Source organism: Azospirillum sp. 11R-A (assembly GCF_049472615.1).
In the GTDB taxonomy this organism is placed as follows: domain Bacteria; phylum Pseudomonadota; class Alphaproteobacteria; order Azospirillales; family Azospirillaceae; genus Azospirillum; species Azospirillum palustre.
Genome location: NZ_JBCEBL010000001.1, coordinates 594,568 through 613,955, shown reverse-complemented (window position 1 = coordinate 613,955; position 19,388 = coordinate 594,568). Strand labels below are relative to the sequence as shown.

Genomic DNA, 19,388 nt, shown 5'->3' with positions numbered 1-19,388 from the left:
ATCCCTTGCTAGGGTGCCGGACCATTCTCATCCGGGTTCTGGAGACCGCTTTCCCATGACCGCGCCAGCCTCGCGCATCTATTGCTCCGTCGACACCACCGAGATCGAGTCCGCCCGCCGCATCGCCGGGCAGGTGGCCGGGGCCGTCGGCGGCATCAAGCTGGGGCTGGAGTTCTTCATCGCCCAGGGGCCGGCCGGCGTCCGCGCCGTGGTCGGCGAGGACGGACCGCCGCTGTTCCTCGACCTGAAGCTGCACGACATCCCCAACACGGTGGCCGGCGGCGTGCGCGCGGCGCTGCCGCTGAAGCCGGCCTTCATGACCATCCACAGCGCCGGCGGCCCGGCGATGATGCGTGCGGCGGCGGAGACGGCGGCCACCGCTGGCGCCGACCGGCCGAAGATCCTGGCCGTCACCGTGCTGACCAGCCTGGACGAGGACGATCTGGGTGCGGTCGGCCAGTCGGTGCCGGTGGCCGATCAGGTGGTGCGGCTGGCCAGGCTGGCCAAGGCGTCGGGGGTGGACGGCGTCGTCTGCTCGCCGGCCGAGGTGGCGCTGGTGCGTGCCGCCTGCGGTCCCGACTTCATCCTGATGGTGCCCGGCATCCGCCCGGCCTGGGCCGCCACCAACGACCAGAAGCGCTTCATGACCCCGGCGGAGGCGCTGGCCGCCGGCGCCGACCATCTGGTGATCGGCCGTCCGATCACCGCCGATGCCAACCCGGCCGCCGCCGCCCGCCGCATCGTCGCCGAAATTGAGGGGGCCGCATGACCGTCGCCGCCAAGATCTGCGGGCTGAGCGAGCCCGAAAGCCTGCGCGCCGCCGTCGCCGGCGGGGCGCGCTATGTCGGGTTCGTCTTCTATCCGCGCAGCCCGCGCGCCATCGCCCCGCCGATGGCGGCGGAGCTGGCGCGGCTGCTGCCGACCGGCGTGCGCTCCGTCGGGCTGTTCGTCGATCCCGACGACGAGTTCCTGGAGCATGTCACCGGGCAGGTCCCGCTCGACCTGATCCAGCTGCACGGTGCCGAGACGCCGCGCCGCATCGTCGAGATCAAGAGCCGCTACGCCCTGCCGGTGATGAAGGCGATCAAGATCGGCGGGCCGGAAGATTTGACCGCGGCGCTGGAAGCGGCGGAGGTCGCCGACCGGCTGCTGTTCGACGCCAAGCCGCCGGCCAAGGTGTCGGCGCTGCCCGGCGGCAACGGAATCGCCTTCGACTGGACGATCCTGGCCGGGCGCCGCTGGCCGCGGCCCTGGATGCTGTCAGGCGGGCTGACGGTGGACAATGTCGCGGAGGCGGTGCGGGTCACCGGCGCCACCGAGGTCGACGTGTCGTCCGGCGTGGAGGACCGCCCCGGCCACAAAGATCCGGCGCTTGTCCGGTCCTTCCTTTCGGCGGTCGCCGCGCTTTAAGGCTCCTTCTCCGGAATAGCGCCCTGTTTTAGACGAATGCTTCGGCTTATCTTGATCGCATGGCGGGACCCTGCGCCGTCGGCTAGGATGCGCCCATGAGCGATTCCACCACCCTGTCCACAACCGAGGCGCTTGGCGCCGTGCTCGATGAGCATCTGCGCTGGATCGGCCAGTGGCAGCGCGCCGTTTTCTACCGCGACGGCCGCGGCGGGGAACGGTCGTCGGCCCCGGCCTCCTTCCAGACCTGGTGCCAGGCGGCCAGCCGCGACGACCTGCTGCAGCAGCCGGCGGTGCAGAAGCTGGCGAACCTGCACGAGCAGATGCACCGGCAGGCCCGGTTGATCCTGCTGAAGGCGTCCAGCGGCGAGCAGCCGACCGAGTCCGAGTATGAGGGGGTGATCGGCCGCTTCGAGGAGTTCATGCTGCATCTGCGGCGGATGGAGCGTGCCTTCGCCGCCGCCGCCTCCGGCCTGGATCCGCTGACCGGCCTGCGCACCCGGCGCGGCATGGGCGAGGCGCTGGAGCGCGAGCACAACCGCTACCGCCGCACCGGCCAGCCCTTCTGCGTCGCGCTGGCCGACATCGACAAGTTCAAGGGCATCAACGACAGCTACGGCCACGACATCGGCGACCGCGTGCTGGCCGCCACCGCCGCTGTCATCAGCCGCGGCGTCCGCAGCTTCGACGAGGCCTTCCGCATGGGCGGCGAGGAGTTCCTGGTCTGCCTGAAGGAAACCGGGCTGGACGAGGGCTATGCGGTGATCGAGCGGCTGCGCGTCGACCTGATGCGCTCGCCGGTGGTGCTGCCCGACGGCCGGGTGATCCCGGTCACCGCCTCCTTCGGGCTGGTGGAGGCGGTGGCCGACCTGACCGTCGACGATCTGGTGGTCTGCGCCGACCGCGCGCTCTACCAGGCCAAGAATTCCGGCCGCAACCGGGTCATCCGCTACGGCATCGACCGTCCGGAACCGAAGGCGGCGGTGGCGAAGGTGGGGCGGGGGTAGGGACAAACCGCAGCCCCCGAACTGCAGCCCCCGGTCAGCCCCCTTGGCCCCGGACCCCCAGGCGCGCTAGGATCGGGATAACCTTACCGTCAGCCGCGATCCGGATTCCATGCGCACCCTGCCCGAATTTCCCAACCTGTTCGTCCTCGACCATCCGCTGATCCAGCACAAGCTGACCCATATGCGGAACAAGGAGCGGTCGACCGGCGGGTTCCGCACCCTTCTGCGCGAGATCTCGCTGCTGATGGGCTATGAACTGACGCGCGACATTCCGCTGACCACCGAGCGGATCGAGACGCCGCTGCAGCCGATGGACGCCCCGGTGATCCTAGGCAAGAAGCTGGCGGTGGTGCCGGTGCTGCGCGCCGGGCTCGGCATGTCGGCCGGCCTGCTGGAGCTGGTGCCATCGGCGCGCGAGGGGCATATCGGCCTCTACCGCGACCATGACACCAAGCAGCCGCACGAATATCTGGTGAAGCTGCCGCCGGCCGACGGGCGGCTGTTCATCGTCGTCGACCCGATGCTGGCGACCGGCAATTCCGCCGCCCATGCCTGCGACGTGCTGAACCGCCACGGCGTGGACGATCAGAACATCCGCTTCATGGCTCTGGTCGCAGCACCCGAGGGCGTGCGCCGCTTCCACGAGGCGCACCCGGACGTGAAGGTCTTCACCGCGGCGCTGGACAGCCATCTGGACGAGAACGCCTACATCGTTCCCGGCCTGGGCGATGCCGGCGACCGCATGTTCGGCACCAAGTAAGGACCGCCGGGCAAGCACTGCCGACGCCACGACAAGAACGGGGCGGGTGCCGGAGGACGGCCCCGCCCCGTTTTTTTGCCTTTTCCCGCCGGTCCTTCGCCGTCAGCCGGCCGCAGTCGATGCCGGGGCAGGTGCCGGCTGCTGCACAGGCGGAAGGCCGAACTGCGCCAGCGCCTTGCGGTAGCCGATGTTGGGCGGTGCGTAGCCCGCATCGCTGGCGGCGCGGTGCGGTACCGACTCGTGCAGGTTCTCCTGGCTGAAGGGCAGGACGCAGACCGGGCGGTAATGGCGCGGCTGCACCAGTTCGCCGACCCCGTCGAGGAAACGGGCATAGGAATCGACGATGACGCCCAGGGCGTTGCCGGGCGACACCTCCGGCACCCAGATGGGGTCGATGGCGAGGCCGCAGCCCTCGGCGTGCTCCATCATCCATTTCAGCGTGATGTCCGACAGCCTGTCGTCGTCATAGCCGCCGCCGACATTCGAATGGCAGCCGGCGAACCAGCGCTGCTCCATCCGCTGCGCCGGCTTCGCCTTCGGATCCCAGAGGTTGGCGGCGAAGGTCTTGCGATGCTCGTCGATCGCCAGCGCCTGGAAGGCGTTGCGGACAAGGCTGCTGAGTTCGGTGTCGTGGAAGCCGTACAGGTCCTGATCCAGCTGCTTGCAGATGCCGAGCGGCACGCCGAGCGCGCCCACCGTGTCCCAGACGCCGAGGAAATGGATCGGGATCAGCGTCGAACCGTTGGTGTCGCGGAACCGTTTTGCCTCCCCCACGTCCGGACCGTCGTCCCGCTTGCGGTAGAGCGCGTAGGCGTCGTCGGTCTCGCCCAGCCTGTCGGCTGGCAGCAGTCCGGCATTGCGGATCAGACCTACGAGGCTGCGGGCGGTGTAGGCGCCGCGCGAGAAGCCCAGGATGAAGACATGGTCGCCGTCGTTGTAGTGCGAGGCGAGGAACCGGTAGCCGTCCTTGATCTTCTTGTCGAGGCCGAGGCCGAAGGCCCCGCCGAAGATTTTGTCGAACCAGTCGTGGAGAAAGCCGCCCTTTTCATCGGTGCCGACGCCGGAATCGTAATAGCAAACCTGTTCGGTATTGTCCGGTGCGGCACCGAGGACCGACTTGTAGAACTTCCAGACGTTGGTCGATGCCTCGTTGTCCGTGTCGGGCTGGCTGCCGCTGCCCGGCTTGTTCCAGGTTCCGTCGAAACACAGGACGATCCGCTTGCCCATCTTCCTCTCTCCGTCACACGAGTGCGCGCTGGAGATGATGGCAACGATATTTTTTCAACTTCAATAGATTTGTTAAAATCGGCCACAACCCCGAAGAGGTCAGCTGCAAACGTCGCAACCCTGTCCGGTCTGTGGAACAGGCCGATGGATCGGGGCAGATATGCGCACGTATTCCCGGAGCCTCGTCATGGTTATCCAGGACATTCGGACCATATTGCGGCCGATGAATGCAAGTCATCGCCCTGCGGATGCCCTGTCCGCGGGACGCCGACATGCGGCATCCGCAGGGCATGGGAGCCTGCCACTTGTGCGAAGGTCTCATGCGGCGGCGGCTTGATTTCGATCAATGCCGGGTGGCATGCCAGGAAGGATCATGCCATCCTCTTCGACGCGCCGGACGAATGGCCTAGCCCCTAAGTCTGAAACCGGTGCAGCCGACCGTGTGAATGAACGCGAACGGGAACGCGCGATGGATTACGAAACTTTCTTCCGCAACCAGATTGCGACCCTGAAGCAGGACGGCCGCTACCGCGTGTTCGCCAACCTGGAGCGTCACGCGGGCAATTTCCCAACGGCGACCTTCCGCGATTCCCATGGGCGCGAGCGTCCGGTCACGGTGTGGTGCTCCAACGACTATCTCGGCATGGGCCAGCACGCCAGCGTGCTGAAGGCGATGCACGACGCGCTGGACCAGGTCGGCGCCGGTGCCGGCGGCACGCGCAACATCTCCGGCAACAACGTCTACCATGTGCTGCTGGAACGTGAGCTGGCCGACCTGCACCACAAGGAAGCGGCGCTGCTCTTCACCTCGGGCTATGTGTCGAACGACGCGACGCTGACCACGCTGGGCAAGATCCTGCCCAACTGCGTGATCCTGTCGGACGCGCTGAATCACAACTCGATGATCACCGGCATCCGCAATTCGGGCGCCGAAAAGCACATCTTCCGCCACAATGACCCCAAGCATCTGGACGAGCTGCTGTCGGGCATCGCCCCCGGCCGTCCCAAGGTGGTGGCGTTCGAGAGCGTCTATTCGATGGATGGCGACATCGCCCCCATCCATGACCTGTGCGACGTGGCCGACAAGCACGGCGCCATGACCTATCTCGACGAGGTGCACGCCGTCGGCATGTATGGCGCGCGCGGCGCCGGCGTGGCCGAGCGCGACGGCGTCATGGACCGGCTGACCATCATCGAAGGCACGCTGGGCAAGGCCTTCGGCGTCCAGGGCGGCTACATCACCGGCTCCACCGCGCTGATCGACTGCGTCCGCAGCTTCGCCGCCGGTTTCATCTTCTCCACCTCGCTGTCGCCGGTGCTGGCGGCGGGGGCGCTGGCCTCCATCCGCCACCTGAAGCACAGCCAGACCGAGCGGGAGCATCACCAGGAGCGCGCCGCCACGCTGAAGCGGATGTTCGCCGACGCCGGCCTGCCGGTGATGCCGTCGATGAGCCACATCGTGCCGCTGATGGTCGGCGACGCCCACCGCTGCAAGCGGGCCTCGGACGAGCTGCTGGAGCGGCACAACATCTACGTCCAGCCGATCAACTACCCCACCGTTCCGCGCGGGACGGAGCGGCTGCGCTTCACCCCGACCCCGCTGCACACCGATGCGCAGATGGGCATGCTGGTCGACGCGCTGCTGGATGTGTGGAGCCGGCTGGACCTGCGCCTCGCCGCCTGAGCGGGGCTCCTGGAAACAGGTCCGGAAAGACCCTTTTGGCGATAAGGACGTTTTGCCCTCTGGACAGACGGCGTGCGCATCCCTACTTTGAGGAGTAGCGTTGCGACCGGTTCGCAGCTTCAATGCTGCGGACCGGCCGTTGCCGCGCCGTCCTTTTCGTTTTTCCGGGGCTTCGCATCCAGCGGCTCGCCTAGGGGGTTCGCCATGTACCGTGACAACTCGCTGATGCCGAAGGAGGCCGTGCGCCTCGTCGTCCTGGGCACGCTGATCCAGGGCGGGCCGCTGCGCTACGCCGATCTGGCCGGCTCCGTCCGTCATTTCCTCGACCGCATGATGGGTCCGTCGCTGGACCTGATGGGCACCTCGCTGGAGATGCTGCGCTACGAGGGGCTGATCGAGGCGCTGGATGGCAGCGGCATGGAAGACAACGCCCTGCTGGGTCCGACGGAAGCCGGCCGTGCGGAGTTCGACACGCTGATGCGCGCCAATGTCCGCGCGCCGTCGGCCGACGGGCTGAACAAGCTGGTCATCGCGCTGAAGCTGCGCTTCCTGCATCTGCTGGATGTCGAGTCGCAGCGTGACCAGATCGACAATCTGGTGGCGCTCTCCGAGACCGAACTGGCGCGGCTGGGCGACCTGAAGCGGGCGGATGTCGGCAGCGACGGCCATTTCGCCTCCTGGCTGGACCGCGACATCGCCCAGACGGAAGAGCGTCTGGCCTGGTTCCAGGCGCTGCTCGCACGGCTCTGACCTCTCTGTAAAACCAATGGTTTTGTTGCGCGCGGCGCGTCCTTTCGAATAGGGGCGCGCCGTGTCTGTTTCGGCGCAAGGATTTGGTGTACCTTCGGGTTACCCCTTTCCCTCCCCAGCCGGAATCCGCTCCATGGCCTCGCACATGTCGACCGACGACCTCGAAGACCGCTTGCGCATGGAGTTCGTGGACGACGCGCGCGACCGGCTGGAGCTGATGAACGCGTCGCTGGCGGACCGCGTGAAGGGCCAGCGCAGCGATGTGGAAACCATCGGCGTCCTGCGACTGGAAGCCCACAATTTCAAGGGCATGGGCACCAGCTTCGGTTATCCCACCGTCAGCCTCGTCGCCCACCGGCTGGAGGATTACCTCAGCGGCCTGAAGCGGCTGGACGAGAAGCAGCTGGTCGATGCCCAGATCTTCATCGACCGCATTTCCGAACTGGTCGACCGCGCCGAACAGCCGCTGCTGGCCGAGACCAACCGGATCATCCGCGCCCTGCCGGTGCGCTACGAGTTCCAGGTCACCGACGTCGACGTGCGCAACGTCGAGATCATGCTGGTCACCCCGTCCAAGGTCGTCGCCAAGAAGCTGGGGACGGAGCTGGCCGCCTGCGGCTTCCGCACCATGACGGTGACCGACCCCATCGAATCGATCAGCCTTGCCGTGCGCGTGCCGCCGGACATGGTCATCGCCTCGATGGTGATGGACGGCCTGTCCGGCCTGGACCTGATCCGCGGCCTGCGGGCGATGAGCGTGACCCAGCATGTGCCGATGGCGCTGTTGACCTCGCTGAACCTCGACCACCCGTCGCTGAAGGAGATCCCCTACGGCGTTTCCGTCATCCGGGTCGGCGAGCATTTCGGCGACGACTTCGCCGCCGTGGTGGCCAAGCACAATCTGGGCTGAGACCCCTCTGCTGAACGTCATCGTCATATAGCGGCGCTTGCGCCGGCGGGAATCCCCATGTTAGGCGTCAAACCGGTCCCACAGGCTGGAGCAGTGCCCGAATGACGGAGGTTCTTCGCCGGTACGGCCCGGTTCTGACCGGGGTGATCCTGCTGGCCGTGGCGGTCTGGCTGGCTCTGCTGGTGCTGCTGCCGCAGCTGATGATGATCGGCTTCTCCTTCCGGCCATCGCTGCCGCCATCCAAGATCGGCGGGCCGGAGGATGTGTTCACGGTCAGGAACTACCTGACCCTGTGGACCAACCAGATCCATCTGTCGATCTTCCTGAAGACGATCTGGGCCAGCGCGCTGGTCACCGCGACCACGCTGGCCGTCTGCTATCCGGTCGCCTACTATCTGGCGCAGGTGGCGCCGAAGCGGCGGCTGCCGCTGCTGATCCTGATGCTGGTCGTGCCCTTCTGGATCAACGAGCTGCTGCGCACCTTCTCCTGGTACATCATCCTGGCCTTCAACGGGCCGCTGAACGCGATCCTGCTGGGGCTGGGCATCATCGACGAGCCGCAGCGCTTCCTGGGCGGCGATGCCGGGGTGATCGTCGGCATGGTCTATGTCTACATCCTGTTCATGGTCTTCCCGCTGTACAACGCTATCGAATCGCTGGACCGCAACCAGATCGAGGCGGCGCGGGATCTCGGTGCCGGCTGGCTGCGCATCCACCGCCGCATCGTGCTGCCGCACGCCAAGCCGGGCGTCGCCGTCGGCTGCATCATGACCTTCATGCTGGCCGCCGGCAGCTATGCCGTGCCGGCCCTGCTGGGCGGGCCGAACAGCCGCTGGTTCACCGAGATCATCTACAACTGGTTCTTCGAGGGCGGGAACTGGAACCAGGGGGCGGCCTACGCCTTCATCCTGCTGGTGCTGTGCATCGGCTTCATCCTCGGCGCGATGCGGCTGTTCCGCGTCGGGCTGGCGGATATCGCGAAGTGAGCCTCAAGCCATGAGACGGCCCCAATGACCGCTGCCCGCTTCCGCCGCCTGCTGACCGGCGCCTATCTGATGCTGTTCTTCGGCTATCTGTTCCTGCCGCTGGGCATCATGGCGGCGGCGACCTTCAACAGCAGCCGCTTTCCCACCGTGACGCCCTGGATGGGCTTCACGCTCGGCTGGTTCCAGGCGTTGTGGGAGGATCAGCGCATGTGGGCGGCGCTGGGCACCAGCCTGCTGGTGGGGGCGGGGGTGATCGCGCTGGCCGTGCCGCTGGGGCTGGCGGCGGCCCTGCTGCTCGACCGGCTGCACAGCCGGGCCAAGACCGTCCTCTACGCGCTGATGGTGTCGCCGCTGCTGACGCCGGGGGTGATCGTCGGCATCTCGACGCTGGTGTTCTGGCGGGAGTGGTTCGGGGTCAGCGGCGGGCTGTTCCTGACCGTGGTGGCGCAATCCAGCTTCATCGCCGCCTATGCCATGCTGCTGTTCTCGGCAAGGCTGGAGCGGTTCGATCCGGCGCTGGAGGAGGCCGCGCTCGACCTCGGCGCCACCCATGGGCAGGTGTTCCGGCGCATCACGCTGCCGTATCTGATGCCGGCAATCCTGTCGGCGGCCCTGCTGGCCTTCCTGCAGAGCTTCGAGAACTACAACACCACGCTGTTCGTGCGCGGGCTCGACACCACGCTGACCGTCTACATCGCGACCAAGGTGCGCACCGGCCTGACACCGGCGGTCAACGCGCTGTCGCTGGTGCTGATCGCGCTGACCGTCCTGGGTGCCGTCGTCTACGAGATCCTGCGCCGGCGCGAGGCGCGCCGGCAGGCAGGGTCCGCAGCGGCCTTGGAGCCGGCGTAAGCGTCAGTCCTCTTCCGCCTCGTCGGCGTCCGCCTCGATCTGGGCGGCGAGGTCGCGCAGCATGTCGATGACGTCCTCGTGGCTGGTCTCGTCCACGGCGGCGTTCACCGCGGCCTCGATCATGGCGACGGCGATGTAGGGGCCGAGCGGGCCACCTTCCTTGATCGCCTCGTCCAGGTGCTTTTCGGCGATCGACAGCGCCTTTTCGAACAGCGCTTCGGCCGTCTGGTTGGTGGTGTCCTTGCTCATCGTCCGGTCCGTTGCGGAGGGTTGGTCCGACTCCAATAACACGGCCAATCGGGGATTGGCGCGGGAATTCGCGGGCCACCCTGGAAATATGGATGCGAACCGGGGCCGCAGGGCGGGAAGCCGGGCTTGCACCGCTCCGGGCCATACGCCACAGTCCGGAGATGCATTGACCTATACGGCAAGGAAGACGGCATGACCGGCACGCCCGACCTGAACAAACCCGACCTGACCAGCCCCGACTTCTACCGCTTCTGGTGGGAGGAGCGCGTGCGCTTCAACGATCTCGACGCGGTGGGGCACGTCAACAACAATGCTCTCGGCGTCTATTTCGAACAGGCGCGCGTCGCCATGATCCACCAGGTCGGCGGCTTCACCGACGAGGTTCCGTGGACCGTCGTGCTGGCGCGCAGCCTGATCGAATACAAGGCGGAACTGCTCTATCCCAACACGGTGCGCATCGGCGCGCGGACGCTGCGGCTGGGCACCAGCTCGATCACGCTGGGCTGTGCCATTTTCCTGGGCGACCGCTGCATCGCCACCCAGGAGGCGGTGGCGGTGATCGTCGACAAGGCTGCCCATCGCCCGACACCCATCCCGGAACCGTTGCGCGCCAAGCTGCTGGAGGCGTAAAGGGAGGGCGCTCCAGACCCGCATCCAACGGACCCCCGACATGACGCGTCCCGCCAAGCGCCCCTTCGCCAAGGGGCGCCAGCCGACCCGCAAGACCGCCCCGCCGCCCCGTGACGTGCAGGAGATGGAGGTGTCCATCGCCGACGTCGGTGCGCGTGGCGATGGGATCGCCTTTGCCGAGGGGCTGCGCCTGTTCGTGCCCTATACGGTGACGGGTGACCGCGTGCGTGTACGTGCCGCCGACAGCGATGGGAAGGGGGAGGGCGTACGGGCCGAACTGCTTGAGGTGCTTGAGCCCGGAACCGGCCGCCAGACTCCGCCCTGCCGCCATTTCGGCCGCTGCGGCGGCTGTACGCTCCAGCAGATGGACGATCCGACCTACGCCGCCTGGACCGTCGGGATGGTGCGCGGTGCGCTGGAGCGGGTCGGGCTTGGCGATGTGCCGATGGAGCCATTGGCACGGACGCCCGCCGGTGCCCGCCGCCGCGCCCGCTTTGCGGCGCTGAAGCGCGGCAAGCGGGTCTGGTTCGGCTTCAACGAGCGGCAGAGCCATCGGCTGGTCGATCTGGAGGAATGCCCGGTCCTGTCGCCCCGCCTGTTCGCGCTGGTGGAGCCTTTGCGGACCCTGCTGAACGGTCTGCTGCCGGATGGCGGGGACGCCGATGTGGTGCTGACCGATCTGGAGGGCGGGGTCGATCTGCTGCTCGTCGGGCCGCGCAGCCTGGACCGTGCGGCGCGCGAGGTGCTGTTCGGCTTCGAACCGGAACGCATCGCCCGCATCGCTTGGCAGCCGACCGACCGCGCGGCAGCGGAGCCGGTGGCGAATCGCCGGCCGGCCTTCATCCGTTTCGCAGGCGTTCCGATCCAACCGCCGCCCGGTGCCTTCCTCCAGGCGAGTGCGGAGGGCGAGGCTGCCCTGGTGGCGGCGGTGCGTGAGGGAGTCGGGCAGGCAGGCCGCATCGCCGACCTGTTCGCCGGTGTCGGCACCTTTTCCATTCCGCTTGCGCAACAAGCCGCGGTTCATGCGGTGGAGGGCGACGAGGCTGCGGTGGCGGCGCTCGGCCGTTCGGTGCAGGGGCTGCGGCTGACGGCGGAGCGGCGCGACCTGTTCGAAAACCCGCTGAGCGCCAAGGATCTCAATCGTTACGATGCCGTCGTCTTCGACCCGCCGCGGGCCGGTGCCGTGGCCCAGGCGGCGGCGCTCGCCGGCAGCAAAGTGCCGCGGGTGGTGGGCGTGTCCTGCAACCCCGCCAGCTTCGCCCGCGACGCGCGGGTGCTGGTGGATGGCGGCTATCGTCTGGTGAAACTCTGGCCGGTCGACCAGTTCCTGTGGTCGGCCCATGTGGAACTGGTCGGGCTGTTCGAGCGCTGAGGGGCCCGAACTAAAGCGGGCGCCGAGCCTTCAGCGCCGCGGTCAGCGTGCCGTCGTCGAGATAGTCTAGCTCGCCGCCGACCGGGACGCCGTGCGCCAGACGGGAGACCGACACGTCGGACTCGGTCAGGCGGTCGGTCACCACATGGGCGGTGGTCTGGCCGTCGACGGTGGCATTCAGCGCCAGGATGATCTCGCGGACCGCAGGGTCCTTGGCGCGTCCGGCGAGGCCGTCGAGGTTAAGATCGTCGGGGCCGACGCCCTGGAGGGCCGACAGCAGGCCGCCCAGCACGTGATAGGTGCCGCGGAAGGCGCGGGTGCGTTCCAGCGCCCACAGGTCGCCGGCATCCTCCACCACGCAGATGACCGAGCGGTCGCGAGTGGGGTCGGAGCAGACGGTGCAGGGGTCGCGGCTGTCGAGGTTGCCGCAGACGGAGCAGGCGCGGATCGATTCGCCGGCCGCTGCCATCGCCTCCGACAGCGGGATCAGCAGGCTGTCCCGCCGCTTCATCAGATGCAGCGCCGCCCGCCGCGCCGACCGGGGACCGAGTCCCGGCAGCTTGGACAGCAGCTGGATCAGGCGTTCGATTTCAGGTCCGATCATCGATGTGCAAATCCGCCTCTCCCCTCCGGGGAGAGGGGACTTTCACAAAAGACTGTCAGGATCAGAACGGCAACTTGATGCCCGGCGGCAGCTTCAGTCCGCCCATCATCTTCGAGGTTTCCTCGGCGACGTGCTGTTCGACCTTCTTCTTGGCGTCGTTGAAGGCGGCGACGATCAGGTCCTCCAGAACCTCGACGTCCTCGGGATCGACGACGGACTTGTCGAGCTTGACCTTCTTCATCTCGCTCTTGCCGTTGACGGTCACGACCACCATGCCGGCGGCGCTCTGGCCGGTCACTTCGACCTGCTCCAGGCTCGCCTGCATTTCCTGCATCTTGGCCTGCATCTGCTGGGCCTGCTTCATCATGTTGCCGATATTCTTCATCGGTCAGTACTCTCCTTCGTCGTCGAGGGGGTAATAGACCCCGTCGTCCTGCTGCTGAACCATGAAATCGGGTGTCTCGCCGTCATCCGCAACCGCTGCACTCTCCGCTGCGGCAACTTCCGCAAGATCCCGGATGTCGATGATCTTCGCCCCGCTGAAAGCGTCGAGCACGGCGCGCACCACCGGGTTGGCTTCCGCCTCCGCCCAGGCGCGGTGCTTTTCGGCCTTGTCCTGCTCGGCCAGCGTCGGCTGGGCCGGGCCTTCCGACAGCGCGACGATCCAGCGCTGGCCGGTCCATTCGGTCAGGAACTGCCCGACCTTGGCCGGCAGGGTCGGCGGGGCGGCAGGGCGGAGCTTCAGCTCCAGCGTGCCCGGCTCCATGCGGACCAGCTGGACCGTCTCCATCATGTAACCGTAGAGCGCGCCTTCGCGCCGGTCGGAGAACAGCTGCACCAGCGCACGGAAGTCGTGCGGCATCGGCGACAGTTCCTCGCCCTCCGGGATGGCGGCAGGGGCGGGGGCCGCCTGCGCCACGGCGGCGCTCTGCGGCTGGGCGGAGCCCATGGAGCGGGCGACGGCATGAGTAGACTGTGTGGCCACCGCGACCGGGCCGCCGCCACCGCCGGGACCGCGGCCCATCGGCGCGCCGCCTCCGCCGCCATTGGCCTGCTGGGCCTGGAACTGGCGGATCAGCTCGCCCGGAGTCGGCAGGTCGGCGGCGTAGGACAGGCGGACAATCACCATCTCCAAAGCCTGCTGCGGCACCGGGGCGGCCTGTACCTCGTTCAGCCCCTTCAGCAGAAGCTGCCAGGCGCGGGTCAGCGCCGGCATGCCGAGCTTGGAGGACAGGCTGGCTCCCCGTGTGCGCTCGGCCTCCGGCAGGGAAGGATCGTTGGCGCTGTCGGGCACCACCTTCAGGCGGGTCAAATTGTGGACGAGGTCGAGCAGATCCTGGAGGATCACCACCGGGTCGGCGCCGACCCGGTGCAGGTCGGCCAGGATATCCATCGCTTCGGCCGGCTTGGCGGAGACGGCGGCCTCGAACAGGTCGATGACGCGGGTGCGGTCGGCCAGCCCCAGCATGTCGCGCACCTGCTGCGCGGTGACGGTGCCGGCGGCCAGCGCGATGGCCTGATCGAGCAGCGACAGTCCGTCGCGCACCGACCCGTCGGCGGCGCGTGCGATCAGCGAGGTGGCGTCGCCTTCGATGCCGGCGCCTTCCATGGCGGTGACGCGGGTGAAATGCTCCTTCAGCACCTGGGCATCGACGCGGCGCAGGTCGAAACGCTGGCAGCGCGACAGCACCGTCACCGGCACCTTGCGGATCTCGGTGGTGGCGAAGACGAACTTCACATGGCTCGGCGGTTCCTCAAGCGTCTTCAGAAGCGCGTTGAACGCGCTCTTGGACAGCATGTGGACCTCGTCGATGATGTAGAGCTTGTAGCGGGCCGAGACAGGCGAGTAGCGCACGCCGTCGATGATCTCGCGGATGTCGTCGACGCCGGTGTGGCTGGCGGCGTCCATCTCCATCACGTCGACGTGGCGGTCCTCGGCGATGGCGCGGCAATTGTCGCAGACGCCGCAAGGGCTGACCGTCGGCCCGCCGGTGCCGTCCGGCCCGGTGCAGTTCAGCGCACGGGCGATGATACGGGCGGTGGTGGTCTTGCCGACACCGCGCACGCCGGTCAGCATGAAGGCCTGGGCGATGCGGCCGGACTGGATGGCATTGGTCAGGGTGCGGACCAGCGCGTCCTGGCCGATCAGCTCGTCGAAGGTCTTCGGCCGGTATTTGCGCGCCAGCACCCGGTAAGCCTGCCCGGTGGCGGGAGCGGAGGCGGCGGTGATTTCGGCGGTGGTATCGGTCACGCGGCTGGCCTGTCGAAACGACGGGAGGGGAATTTCGGGCCGCAGGATAGCGTCCCGGCACCGCGCTGTCGCCGTCTGTTTCGTGCTGGCAATTTTTGAAGAGGGTGGGAGACTGGACGAACGACCCGAGCCGTAACTCGTTGCGGCTGCTTCCTTCCGGACCTGACCGGGTTGGCGAGGGACTCGTCCGACGCCAGTCTCCCGCCGCTTTTATGACCATTCGTGTGGGCGGATGCAAGGGGAAACGGTTGGTGCGCACGGGTCGTTGCGCAGTCCGCAGCGGACTATTGAAGATTATTTTTCAGACTATAAATTATGGTTCACTCCATAATTGGTCTTAAAGAGGCCGCCCGTGCCGTCACACCCTGTCTCCATGCCTGCACAGAAGTTCCTGTTTCACCGCCCGAAGCTGGCGGCGGCGCTGGCCGACATCGTGACGGGGGACGCGCCGATCGGGGCGGAGCCGACGCTCTGTCTGGCAGCACCGCGGCGGACCGGCAAGAGCACATTCCTGCGCCACGATCTGGGGCCGGAGCTTGAAGGGCGCGGCATCCTCGCGGTCTATGTCGATCTGTGGTCGGACATGGCGGCCGACCCGGCGCATCTGATCGCGGAGGCATTGAAGGCTGAGCTTCGCCGGGCCGACAGCCTGCCGGTCAAGGCGGCGCGGGCGGTCGGACTCAGCAAGCTGGGCATGGGCGGCGTCTCGGTCGACATCGACCGGATTGGGCAGGCGCAGGGGACCACGCTGGCCGACGCGCTGGAGGCGCTGTTGGAACGGACGCACAAGCGGATCGCCCTGCTGGTGGATGAAGCGCAGCACGCGCTGACGACCGAGGCCGGGCTGAACGCCATGTTCGCGCTGAAGGCGACGCGCGACCGGCTGAACACCAGGGACGATGCGCGCGACGGTCCGAATCTGATGATCGTGCTGACGGGATCCCACCGCGACAAGCTGAGCCGGCTGGTGCTGAACCGTGACCAGCCCTTCTTCGGAACCGGCGTCCGCAGCTTTCCGCTGCTCGACCGCGCCTATACCGACGCCTACACCACTTGGATCAACGAGCGGCTGGCCGAGGGCAACCGGTTCGACGCGGACGATGTCTTCGCGGCCTTCGACGCGGTAGGGCGGCGGCCCGAGGCCCTGATGCGGATCCTGTCGGATGCGGCGCTGCTGGTCGGCGATGCCGGCGACCTGAAACGTGCGTTGGCGGACGGCGCGACCGAGCTTCGCCAGCGGGTGTGGGAAGACTACGAGTTCGCATGGTCGGGGCTGACGCCGTTGCAGCAGGCGGTGGTCGAACGGCTGGCGCTGGAGGGGCCGCAATCCGCTCCCTTCTCCGCTCCGGCTCTGCAAGCCTATGCCGATGCGGTCGGGGAGACGGTGGAGCCGCCGGCCGTGCAGGCGGCCATCGAGGCGCTGCGGCAGAAGAACATCCTGTGGCGGTCGGCACGCGGACAATATGCGCTGGACGATCAGGGCCTGGCGGAGTGGCTGAAGATGAGGGCGGAACGGGTTGGACAGGGATGAAAAAGCAAAAAGGCTCCGGGCCGAAACCCGGAGCCTTTTCGTCGGCGATCCTTACGGAACCGCTTACTTCTTCAGAGCCGCCACACCCGGCAGTTCCTTGCCTTCCAGCCATTCCAGGAAGGCGCCGCCAGCGGCGGACACGTAGGTGAACTTGTCCTCGACCCCGGCATGGGCCATCGCCGCGACGGTGTCGCCGCCGCCGGCCACCGACAGCAGGCCGCCGGCCTCGGTGCGGGCGGCGACCAGACCGGCCACCGCGTTGGTGCCGGCGTCGAAGGGCTGGATCTCGAAGGCGCCGAGCGGGCCGTTCCAAACGACGGTCTTGGCGCCCTGCAGCTTCACGCCGAGGAACTCGACGGTGGCCGGGCCGACGTCGAGAGCCATCTCATCCGCGCCGATGGCGTCGAAGGCGACGACGCGGTTGGCCGCACCGGCCTTGAACTCCTTTGCGACGACGAAGTCCTTCGGCAGCAGGATCTCGCAGTTGGCCTCCTTGGCGGTCGCCATGATGGCGCGGGCCTGGTCGGCCATGTCCTTCTCGCACAGCGAGGCGCCGACATCGGTGCCCTGGGCGAACAGGAAGGTGTTGGCCATGCCGCCGCCCAGCACCAGCAGGTCGACCTTGCGGACCATGTTGCCGAGCAGTTCGAGCTTGGTGGAGATCTTCGCACCGCCGACGACGGCGGCGACCGGGCGCTCCGGCTTCTCCAGCGCCAGCGTCAGGGCCTTCAACTCGGCTTCCATCAGGCGGCCGGCGGCGTTCGGCAGCAGGCGGGCAACCCCCTCGGTCGAGGCATGGGCGCGGTGCGCGGCGGAGAAGGCGTCGTTGACGTAGATGTCGCCGAGCGCGGCCATCTCCTTGGCGAAAGCCGGGTCGTTCTTTTCCTCTTCGGCGTGGAAGCGGGTGTTCTCCAGCAGCACGATGGCGCCATCATGCACCTTGGCGATGGCCTCCTTGGCCTTCTCGCCGACGCAATCCTCGGCGAAGGCCACCTTCTGGCCGACGGCGGCGCTGAGAGCGTCCAGCACGTTGCGCAAGGAGTTCTTGGCGTCCGGACCGTTCTTCGGGCGACCGAAATGCGACAGGACCACGACCTTGGCACCCTTGGAGGACAGCTCCTTCAAGGTGGGGGCGAGGCGGTCGATGCGGGTGGTGTCGGACACCTTGCCGTCCTGCATCGGAACGTTCAGGTCGGCGCGCACCAGCACCGTCTTGCCGCTCACCTCAAGGTCGTCGATCGTGTTGAAATCGGTCATCGTCACACTTCCCCAATTATGGCCGATCCCAGCGGGACAGGCCGTTTCAGTTTGCGGGAACCCAACCACAGGCCTGCACGCTTTGCAACGCCCCAGGGGTGGGGCGAAATGGGGCATAATGACCCTGCAACGTCCTGGTTAAAGCCTCGGGCGAAAGCCAGGAACCGGCGGCAGACGTGCAGCCGGCGGGTGCCGCAACCGCAGGCTTCTGCAACATTTCCGTAACTTGACCCTGTCCATTGGCTGTGCAAACACCCAACTGTAGGCCAATGGGCCGCAAAACGGGGGTTGAAGCGCAGGCGATGGCTGAGGCCGAGATCAACCGCGAGACGGAACTGAAGCTGGCGGCGAAGCCGGAAGACTTCGACAGGCTGCGCGCCGCTTCCGCCATCGCAGACCGGGCCACCGGCCCGGCGGCGACACGGACCCTGGAAAGCACCTATTACGACACCGAGGAGCGCCGGCTTGCCGCGCGCAAGGTGACGCTGCGGGTGCGCAAGACCGGCGACGGCTTCGTCCAGACGGTCAAGTCCGCCCCCGACGAGGACGGGCTGGGGCGCGGCGAGTGGGAATGCGCGGTGACCTCCGCCGCACCCGACCTGACGCTGATCGCCGACGGCGACGCCATCGAGCTGCTGGGATCGCTCAGCGACTCGGAACTCCGGCCGGTCTTCACCTCCATCGTCGAACGCACCACGCAGGACGTGACGCTGGGCGAGGGCGACGGCGCCGCCGTGATCGAGGTCGCCTTCGACCGCGGCCGGATCGAGCTGCCCGACGGCCGGTCCACCGACCTTTGCGAGGTGGAGCTGGAGCTGAAAAGCGGCACGCCCGCGGCGCTCTACGATCTGGCGCAGGAACTGACGCAGGCCGCCCCGCTGCGGCTGGAGATGCGGACCAAGGCGGAGCGCGGCCATGCGCTGGCCAACGGCACGGCCGACAAGGCGCTGAAAGCCGAAAAGCTGGTGCTCGATCCCGAGACGACGGTCGAGGGGGCGGTGGCGCGCATCGTGCGCGCCTGCATCGCCCACATGGTGGCGAACGAGGCGGTGACGCTGGCCGGCGAGGATCCGGAGGGCGTGCACCAGATGCGCGTCGCGCTGCGCCGGCTGCGCTCGGCCACTGCGCTGTTCCGGCCCTTCATTCCGGCCGCGCAATATCTGTGGCTGGTCGGCGAGATCAAGTGGCTGGCCGGCAGCCTGGGGCCGGCGCGCGACTGGGACGTGTTCGGCGAGGAGCTGCTGGCCCCGGTGCGCGACGCCTTCCACAAGGCCGACGGGCATGGCCGCTCGGCGGTCGAGGATCTCGACGCGCTGGCGGCGGCGGCCGAGGCCAAGCGGCTGCGCGCCTATGAGGGCGTGCGCGAGGCGATCCGCTCCGACCGCTACACCGCCTTCCTGCTGGGCGTCGGCAGTTGGGTGGAGAAGCGCGGCTGGCGCGACCAGCCGGTCAGCGAGGAATCGGTGCGGCTGTTCCAGCCGGTGATCGGGCTGGCCGACCATCTGCTGAACAAGCGCCACAAGAAGGCCAAGCGGGCCGGCCACGGCTTCGCCCACCTGCCGGTGGCCCAGCGCCACCAGCTGCGCATCGCGCTGAAGAAGCTGCGCTATGCCGTGGAGTTCTTCCGCAGCCTGTATGACGACAAGCCGGTCCGCCGCTACATCCAGCAGATGGCCGCCTTCCAGGACGCGCTGGGCCATCTGAACGACGTGGCGACGGCGACGCGGCTTCTGCACGAGTTGCACGACGACGGCAGCCGCTCGGCCCCCGGCGAGCCGCGCGCCGCCGGCATCGTCATCGGCTGGCATGCCCGCGGCGTGGCCGACACCGAGGCGGCGCTGGTCGCCCTGTGGCATGATTTCATCGACACCAAGCATTTCTGGTCGAAGCCGGACGCCGGGGTGTAGAGTC

General features: G+C 67.8%; 19 protein-coding genes and 1 other RNA gene. 13 read left to right on the top strand and 7 right to left on the bottom strand.

Annotation, left to right across the window (positions count from 1 at the left end):
* Positions 1-55: 55 nt before the first annotated feature.
* From pyrF to upp, 4 genes are all read left to right on the top strand, one after another.
* Positions 56-769: an orotidine-5'-phosphate decarboxylase gene (pyrF, locus tag VH569_RS02970; RefSeq protein ID WP_423313902.1), complete on the top strand. Its 714-nt coding sequence runs from the start codon at positions 56-58 to the stop codon at positions 767-769.
* On the top strand, positions 766-1,410 hold the full coding sequence (locus VH569_RS02965) for a phosphoribosylanthranilate isomerase (RefSeq protein WP_109051926.1): 645 nt from the start codon (positions 766-768) through the stop codon (positions 1,408-1,410). The genes pyrF and VH569_RS02965 overlap by 4 nt, the downstream gene beginning before the upstream one ends.
* Before the next feature lie 95 nt (positions 1,411-1,505).
* The gene (locus VH569_RS02960; protein WP_423313900.1) at positions 1,506-2,414 is read left to right on the top strand and encodes a diguanylate cyclase; all 909 of its coding nucleotides are present in this window, start codon (positions 1,506-1,508) and stop codon (positions 2,412-2,414) included.
* Between the two features lie 109 nt (positions 2,415-2,523).
* Positions 2,524-3,174 carry a uracil phosphoribosyltransferase gene (upp, locus tag VH569_RS02955; protein ID WP_109051928.1) on the top strand — a complete coding sequence of 217 codons (651 nt, stop codon included), beginning with the start codon at positions 2,524-2,526 and terminating at the stop codon, positions 3,172-3,174.
* A 102-nt stretch (positions 3,175-3,276) separates the two neighbouring features.
* On the opposite strand, the gene VH569_RS02950 is transcribed toward upp, so the two are convergent.
* Positions 3,277-4,401, bottom strand: a complete 1,125-nt coding sequence (locus VH569_RS02950) for a DUF2235 domain-containing protein (protein WP_423313897.1) — start codon at positions 4,399-4,401, stop codon at positions 3,277-3,279.
* Positions 4,402-4,870: 469 nt separating this feature from the next.
* On the opposite strand from VH569_RS02950, the gene hemA reads away from it, so the two are divergent.
* The 5 genes from hemA to VH569_RS02925 all read left to right on the top strand — a co-directional run bounded on the left by hemA (position 4,871) and on the right by VH569_RS02925 (position 9,583).
* A complete protein-coding gene (gene hemA / locus VH569_RS02945) occupies positions 4,871-6,085 on the top strand; it encodes a 5-aminolevulinate synthase (RefSeq protein ID WP_423313895.1) in 1,215 nt (404 codons plus the stop codon).
* Positions 6,086-6,289: 204 nt separating this feature from the next.
* Positions 6,290-6,835, top strand: coding sequence for a hypothetical protein (locus tag VH569_RS02940; RefSeq protein ID WP_423313893.1), 546 nt, complete (start codon positions 6,290-6,292; stop codon positions 6,833-6,835).
* Between the two features lie 133 nt (positions 6,836-6,968).
* Positions 6,969-7,745 carry an Hpt domain-containing protein gene (locus VH569_RS02935; protein WP_376957533.1) on the top strand — a complete coding sequence of 259 codons (777 nt, stop codon included), beginning with the start codon at positions 6,969-6,971 and terminating at the stop codon, positions 7,743-7,745.
* A gap of 101 nt (positions 7,746-7,846) precedes the next feature.
* Positions 7,847-8,731: an ABC transporter permease gene (locus VH569_RS02930; protein ID WP_423313890.1), complete on the top strand. Its 885-nt coding sequence runs from the start codon at positions 7,847-7,849 to the stop codon at positions 8,729-8,731.
* Between the two features lie 24 nt (positions 8,732-8,755).
* Positions 8,756-9,583: an ABC transporter permease gene (locus VH569_RS02925; RefSeq protein ID WP_423313888.1), complete on the top strand. Its 828-nt coding sequence runs from the start codon at positions 8,756-8,758 to the stop codon at positions 9,581-9,583.
* Positions 9,584-9,586: 3 nt separating this feature from the next.
* Here the strand turns inward: VH569_RS02925 and VH569_RS02920 are convergent, their stop codons facing one another.
* Positions 9,587-9,832 (bottom strand): hypothetical protein, encoded by a 246-nt coding sequence (locus tag VH569_RS02920; RefSeq protein WP_014248877.1) that lies wholly within the window; start codon positions 9,830-9,832, stop codon positions 9,587-9,589.
* 192 nt (positions 9,833-10,024) lie between these two features.
* On the opposite strand from VH569_RS02920, the gene VH569_RS02915 reads away from it, so the two are divergent.
* Both VH569_RS02915 and VH569_RS02910 read left to right on the top strand, forming a co-directional pair.
* The gene (locus VH569_RS02915) at positions 10,025-10,462 is read left to right on the top strand and encodes an acyl-CoA thioesterase (protein ID WP_423313886.1); all 438 of its coding nucleotides are present in this window, start codon (positions 10,025-10,027) and stop codon (positions 10,460-10,462) included.
* 40 nt (positions 10,463-10,502) lie between these two features.
* Complete coding sequence (locus VH569_RS02910; protein WP_423313884.1) at positions 10,503-11,834, top strand: class I SAM-dependent RNA methyltransferase; 1,332 nt, start codon at positions 10,503-10,505, stop codon at positions 11,832-11,834.
* 10 nt (positions 11,835-11,844) lie between these two features.
* Here VH569_RS02910 and recR read toward each other — a convergent pair whose 3' ends face one another.
* The 4 genes from recR to ffs all read right to left on the bottom strand — a co-directional run bounded on the left by recR (position 11,845) and on the right by ffs (position 14,891).
* Positions 11,845-12,438 carry a recombination mediator RecR gene (gene recR, locus VH569_RS02905; protein WP_423313882.1) on the bottom strand — a complete coding sequence of 198 codons (594 nt, stop codon included), beginning with the start codon at positions 12,436-12,438 and terminating at the stop codon, positions 11,845-11,847.
* A gap of 61 nt (positions 12,439-12,499) precedes the next feature.
* The gene (locus tag VH569_RS02900) at positions 12,500-12,823 is read right to left on the bottom strand and encodes a YbaB/EbfC family nucleoid-associated protein (protein WP_063635355.1); all 324 of its coding nucleotides are present in this window, start codon (positions 12,821-12,823) and stop codon (positions 12,500-12,502) included.
* A gap of 3 nt (positions 12,824-12,826) precedes the next feature.
* Positions 12,827-14,689, bottom strand: coding sequence for a DNA polymerase III subunit gamma/tau (locus tag VH569_RS02895; RefSeq protein ID WP_423313879.1), 1,863 nt, complete (start codon positions 14,687-14,689; stop codon positions 12,827-12,829).
* Between the two features lie 104 nt (positions 14,690-14,793).
* Positions 14,794-14,891, bottom strand: an RNA gene (gene ffs, locus VH569_RS02890) — signal recognition particle sRNA small type.
* Between the two features lie 150 nt (positions 14,892-15,041).
* Between ffs and VH569_RS02885 the strand changes: the two genes are divergently transcribed.
* Positions 15,042-16,220, top strand: a complete 1,179-nt coding sequence (locus VH569_RS02885) for an AAA family ATPase (RefSeq protein ID WP_423313877.1) — start codon at positions 15,042-15,044, stop codon at positions 16,218-16,220.
* Between the two features lie 63 nt (positions 16,221-16,283).
* On the opposite strand, the gene VH569_RS02880 is transcribed toward VH569_RS02885, so the two are convergent.
* Positions 16,284-17,477: a phosphoglycerate kinase gene (locus tag VH569_RS02880; RefSeq protein WP_423313875.1), complete on the bottom strand. Its 1,194-nt coding sequence runs from the start codon at positions 17,475-17,477 to the stop codon at positions 16,284-16,286.
* A gap of 302 nt (positions 17,478-17,779) precedes the next feature.
* Between VH569_RS02880 and VH569_RS02875 the strand changes: the two genes are divergently transcribed.
* A complete protein-coding gene (locus tag VH569_RS02875; RefSeq protein ID WP_423313873.1) occupies positions 17,780-19,384 on the top strand; it encodes a CHAD domain-containing protein in 1,605 nt (534 codons plus the stop codon).
* Positions 19,385-19,388 lie beyond the last annotated feature (4 nt).